The following is a 5,236-nucleotide window of genomic DNA, read 5'->3' as shown; positions in this document are numbered from 1 at the left end:
AGAGTTTTGGGGGATTTGAGTTTGGTTATATATTTGTGTCCGCGCAACGAAGGCGCGGGGAAATGGAGGAAATTATGACGAAAGATGTATTAGACTATTTTAAAACTATTTGTAGTATTCCTCATCCCTCAGGACATGAAGAATTACTAGGTAACTATATAGAAGAATTTGCACAGAATAATGAACTTGATTATGCAAGAAATGAAATAGGGGACATTATTATTTATAAGGAAGCTACGCCTGGCTACGCAGATCATGCACCTATTTTACTACAGGGTCATATGGATATGGTAGCTGAAAAAGATGCAGATAGTAACCATAACTTCCTCACTGATCCTTTAGAAATCTATGAAGAAGATGGTTATTTACATGCAACAAAAACAACTTTAGGAGCAGATGATGGTGTAGCAGTGGCTATCATGCTCGCTTTATTAAGTGATAATAGCTTTAAACATCCTCGTTTAGAATGCTTATTTACTGTTCAGGAAGAAACAACTATGGATGGTATTACTCATGTAGATAAAGATTGGATTCATGCTCGCAAGATGATTTCTTTAGATGGTGATGTAGTAGGAGAAACAAATGTTTCTTCTGCAGGTGGCGTTCAGCTAACTATTAGAAAGAATGCGACATTTGTAGAATCTCATGATCAGGGATATAAGTTCTATGTAAAAGGGTTATTAGGTGGTCATTCTGGTGACGCGATTAAAGAAGGTAGAGGTAATGCGATTAAGATTGCAGGACTTGTTTTTAAAGCATGTTTAGACAATGGTTTTGATATTCGTTTCTCTTCACTTAATGCAGGACAGAAAGCCAATGCAATCTGTAGAGATGGTTTATTTACTTTCCAGTCTGCAAGTAATAAAGAAGAATTGAAGGCTTTTATTCATGAAAGAATGGAAGAACAGAAGGCTCTTTATCCATTAGAACCTTTAGATTATACATTAGAAGAAGAACAGAGTGGTTATGTAATCTTAGATAGTGATGCACTTATTCATTTCCTTGCGTTATGTCCATATGGTGTAGAAAAGTATTCTTATTACTTCAATCATTTTCCTGTTCTTTCTTTGAATTTAGGGATTATGGAAACAACAGAAAAGGTTGTAGAGCTTATTCTATTAATACGTAGTGAGAATGAAATCAATCTTAAACTACTTGTAAATGAAGTAGAAACATTGGCTTCTTTATTTGGTTTGAGTGTGACACCATCAGATGAATATTATGGTTGGAGCTATGCTCCTGATTCTCAGTTACGTAAGTCTTACAAGGAAGCTTATAAAAAAGCATATGATAAAGAACTCAAAGAAGTACCGACTCATGGTGGATTAGAAACAGGTTATATGAGTCGAATATTTCCAGATATGGATATTGTGACTATGGGACCAAACTGTATTGATATTCATACACCACAGGAAAGATTAGAAATCAAAACACTTTATGAAGTCCATGACTTCCTAAAGAACTGGCTAGGAGAATTATAATGAAATGTGATATAGCGAAAAAATGTGGAAGCTGTCAGTTTATTAATCAAGGATATGCTAAATCTTTAGAATATAAGAATGAAGAATGTAAGAAGATTTTTAAGGATTTAAAAGTTAATGTACACCCCGTCTCTGGGATGGAAGATCCTTATTACTATCGTAATAAGACAATCATTGCGTTTGATAAGACATATAACTATGGTTTATATGAAGAGAATTCTCATCGTATTATTCCTTATAAATCTTGTCTCATTCATGATCAGGAGACAGATGCAATTATTAGTAAAATAGCTGTATTATTTAGAAAGTATAGAGTTTCTATCTATGATCCACAAAGAAGAAGAGGGGAAATTAGACATATTCTTATTAGACGTGCAGTCAAGACAAATCAGACATTAGTTGTCATTGTATCTAATGAAGCTATCTTTAAAGGTTCTAAGAACTTCTGTAATCAGCTTGTGAAAGCTTTTCCTTCTATTAAGAGTATTGTCTTAAATACAAATAAAAGACAGACAAGTATTGTATTAGGTGAACAGGAAAAGGTTCTTTTTGGGAAAGGTTTTATTGTAGATGAACTATGTGGAATGACTTTTAAGATTTCTCCACGTTCTTTCTATCAGATCAACCATGATCAGTGTGAAGCATTATATAGTAAAGCTTTATCTCTTATTACAGTCAAAGATCCTAAAATCATGGATACATATTGTGGTATTGGGACAATAGGTCTTATTGCGAGCAAGAATGCGAAACAGGTTATTGGGGTAGAACTCAACAAGGATGCAGTGAAAGATGCGAAACTGAATAAAACTTTTAATAAGGTTGAGAATATCAAGTTTATTCAGGGGGATGCGACTGAATTCATGGTAGAAGCAGCAAAGCAGAAAGTAGATGTAGATGTGATTATTATGGATCCACCAAGAAGTGGTTCTACTGAAACATTTATTAAAGCAGCTGTTTCTTTAAAGCCACAAGAAATAGTTTATGTTTCTTGTGATCCTCATACACAGGTAAGAGATTTAAAGTTATTTAGAAAACTAGGATATGGTTTTAAGGATGTATATCCTTATGATATGTTTCCATTTACGAGTCATATTGAGAGCGTAGTTCTGTTGACTAGAGCACATAAGTAAAAGTATAAAAAGACTTAAAATAAGGGATTTCCGAGATTTTTAGAATTGAAAATCAGACTTTTAAATATGCTTGAAAAAATGAATAATACCCTGGTATTTTTATAGTTGGATAGATAAGAGTATTGAGATTGAGTCAATTATACATAAGTGTTTACTTGTGATTTATAGAAAAATAAACACAGTAGTGTGGAACAAACGGAAGATGGTCTAAAAAGAAAATTAAGTACAGTTCTATATATTGACAAGTATGAATATGTGGGATAGAATAAGTGTAGTTTTACAGGAAGGAGTGGATACTATGAGTTATAAAGAAGATGTTCGTATGATTAAGGCTTTGGCAGATGAAAACAGACTTCGTATTTTGGAATGTTTGCATTATGAAGAAAAATGTGCCTGCGTTATACTAGAAGAGTTATCCATTACTCAATCAACTCTTTCTCATCATATGAAGTTGCTTTGTGACTGTGGACTTGTCGATTCTAGAAAAGATGGGCGATGGATGCACTACTCAATTTCAGAGGAAGGAAAAAAACGTTTTAAGGATATGTTTTCTCATTATCTTGAAGCCACTGATTCAGATGGTGAATGCAGCTGCGATAAGTACGAATAATATATACATTAGGCAATCAGGTAAGATTGCCTTTCTCCTAAACAAAAACATTGATATATGTAAAACTATAAAACTAACAGGAGGCTAGATATGCAATTTTTGACTACGATTTGGATATTCATACAAGATCAAATTTTAGGAATGAGATGGCTTAGTTCATTGATTGGAGAGTTCTTATACTCTATTGGTCTTGATACATCCGGGAAGATTGGAGGCAGTATTCAATTTTTTATCTATGATGTGATAAAAATTGTTTTCTTGCTTTGTGTGCTGATTTTTATCATTAGTTATATTCAGAGTTTCTTTCCACCAGAAAGAACTAAACGAATACTTGGAAGATTTCATGGAATTGGCGCCAACATCTTAGCGGCATTGCTAGGAACGGTTACTCCTTTTTGTTCTTGTTCTTCCATTCCTCTATTTATTGGATTTACAAGTGCCGGATTACCATTAGGAGTTACATTCAGTTTCCTTATTTCATCTCCAATGGTGGACATTGGGTCGCTGGTGCTATTGATGAGTATCTTTGGAATGAAAGTGGCAGTGGTTTATGTGTTGCTCGGTCTTGTGATTGCAGTTTCAGGTGGAACACTTATCGAAAAACTTCACCTTGAAAATCAGGTAGAAGAATTTATAAGAAATGCAAAGCAAATCGATATTCCATTGGAAGAACTAACGGTTAAAGACAGAATGAAATATGCGTGGGAGCAGGTTGTTGAAACATTTAAAAAAGTCTTCCCATATATTCTTATTGGTGTTGGAATAGGAGCCTTTATTCATAACTGGATACCAGAAGATATTATAGTGAGATTTCTTGGTACTGGTAATCCATTTGGTGTCATTATTGCTACAATTGCAGGGGTTCCGATGTATGCAGATATCTTTGGATGTATTCCTATTGCAGAAGCACTGCTTACTAAAGGGGCAAGATTGGGCGTTGTGTTGTCATTTATGATGGGAGTAACCACACTGTCTCTTCCATCCATGATTATGCTGAAAAAGGCAATCAAGCCAAAACTCTTAGGTCTGTTCATTGGAATCTGTACCGTAGGAATTATTATTGTTGGTTATGCATTTAATGCATTTCAAAATTTACTTATTTAACAGGAGAAAAAGATTATGTCATTATTTGGATTAGGAAAGAAAAAAGAAGAAGTTAAGATAGAGCCAGCTTGTGCTTGCAATGGAGAAGTAGCTACTTATGAAGCAGCATCATGTTGCTGTAGCGGTCAACAGGCAGAAAACTGTTGTGGCGAAGATAATAAGCTTACAAGCATTAAGGTGCTTGGTGCCGGCTGTAAAAGCTGTCATAATCAGTATGAAAACGTTAAAGAGGCCATTGAAGAACTAGGGTTAGGAATTGAAGTAGAATATATCACAGATATGGAGAAGGTTATGGCTTACGGCGTTATGAGCATGCCTGCCATTGTTGTGAATGAAACAGTTGTTTCAATGGGTAAAGTATTAAAGAGCTCTGAAGTAATTAAGCTACTTGAAAAGTTGGGATTTTAAGAAATGTTAGATGGAAGAAAAAGGGTAGCATTTATCTGTGTTCACAATTCCTGTAGAAGTCAGATTGCCGAGGCACTTGGAAAACATCTAGCATCTGGTGTGTTTCAAAGTTATTCTGCCGGGACGGAAACAAAGCCACAAATTAACCAGGATGCTGTTCGCATAATGAAAAAACTTTATGGAATTGATATGGAAACAAATGGTCAATACAGCAAGTTAGTTACAGATATCCCAGACGTAGACATCGCAATTTCAATGGGATGTAATGTTGGATGTCCTTTTATCGGCAGAACTTTTGATGATAACTGGGGGCTAGATGACCCTACAGGTAAAGATGATGGGGATTTTATTAAAGTGATTCATGAAATTGAAGAAAGAATTATTAAATTGAAGAATAGTTTATAATCATTAGCGCTTTGCAGCAATTGATATGATGACCTCCCAGTAGACAGTGTAAATAATTAAAAGCACTGTTTGCTGAGGAGGTTTTTCTTATGGGAAGA

General features: G+C 34.7%; 6 protein-coding genes. All 6 read left to right on the top strand.

The annotated features are described in order from the left end of the window. Positions 1-1,481: beta-Ala-His dipeptidase (pepD, locus tag EAI80_RS11825; protein ID WP_129982202.1), on the top strand; the 1,481-nt coding region annotated here is incomplete at its 5' end. Continuing rightward, positions 1,481-2,611, top strand: coding sequence for a 23S rRNA (uracil(1939)-C(5))-methyltransferase RlmD (gene rlmD / locus EAI80_RS11820; protein ID WP_129982201.1), 1,131 nt, complete (start codon positions 1,481-1,483; stop codon positions 2,609-2,611). The genes pepD and rlmD, both read left to right, overlap by 1 nt. A gap of 298 nt (positions 2,612-2,909) precedes the next feature. Beyond that, complete coding sequence (locus EAI80_RS11815) at positions 2,910-3,221, top strand: metalloregulator ArsR/SmtB family transcription factor (protein ID WP_202976641.1); 312 nt, start codon at positions 2,910-2,912, stop codon at positions 3,219-3,221. Positions 3,222-3,311: 90 nt separating this feature from the next. Continuing rightward, positions 3,312-4,325, top strand: coding sequence for a permease (locus EAI80_RS11810; protein ID WP_129982199.1), 1,014 nt, complete (start codon positions 3,312-3,314; stop codon positions 4,323-4,325). A 15-nt stretch (positions 4,326-4,340) separates the two neighbouring features. Continuing rightward, positions 4,341-4,733 (top strand): thioredoxin family protein, encoded by a 393-nt coding sequence (locus tag EAI80_RS11805; protein WP_129982198.1) that lies wholly within the window; start codon positions 4,341-4,343, stop codon positions 4,731-4,733. 3 nt (positions 4,734-4,736) lie between these two features. Then, on the top strand, positions 4,737-5,138 hold the full coding sequence (locus tag EAI80_RS11800) for an arsenate reductase ArsC (protein ID WP_129982197.1): 402 nt from the start codon (positions 4,737-4,739) through the stop codon (positions 5,136-5,138). Positions 5,139-5,236 lie beyond the last annotated feature (98 nt).

This window comes from Catenibacterium sp. co_0103, from assembly GCF_004168205.1.
In the GTDB taxonomy this organism is placed as follows: Bacteria; Bacillota_I; Bacilli_A; order Erysipelotrichales; family Coprobacillaceae; genus Catenibacterium; species Catenibacterium mitsuoka_A.
This window is presented reverse-complemented; position numbering and strand designations above follow the sequence as displayed.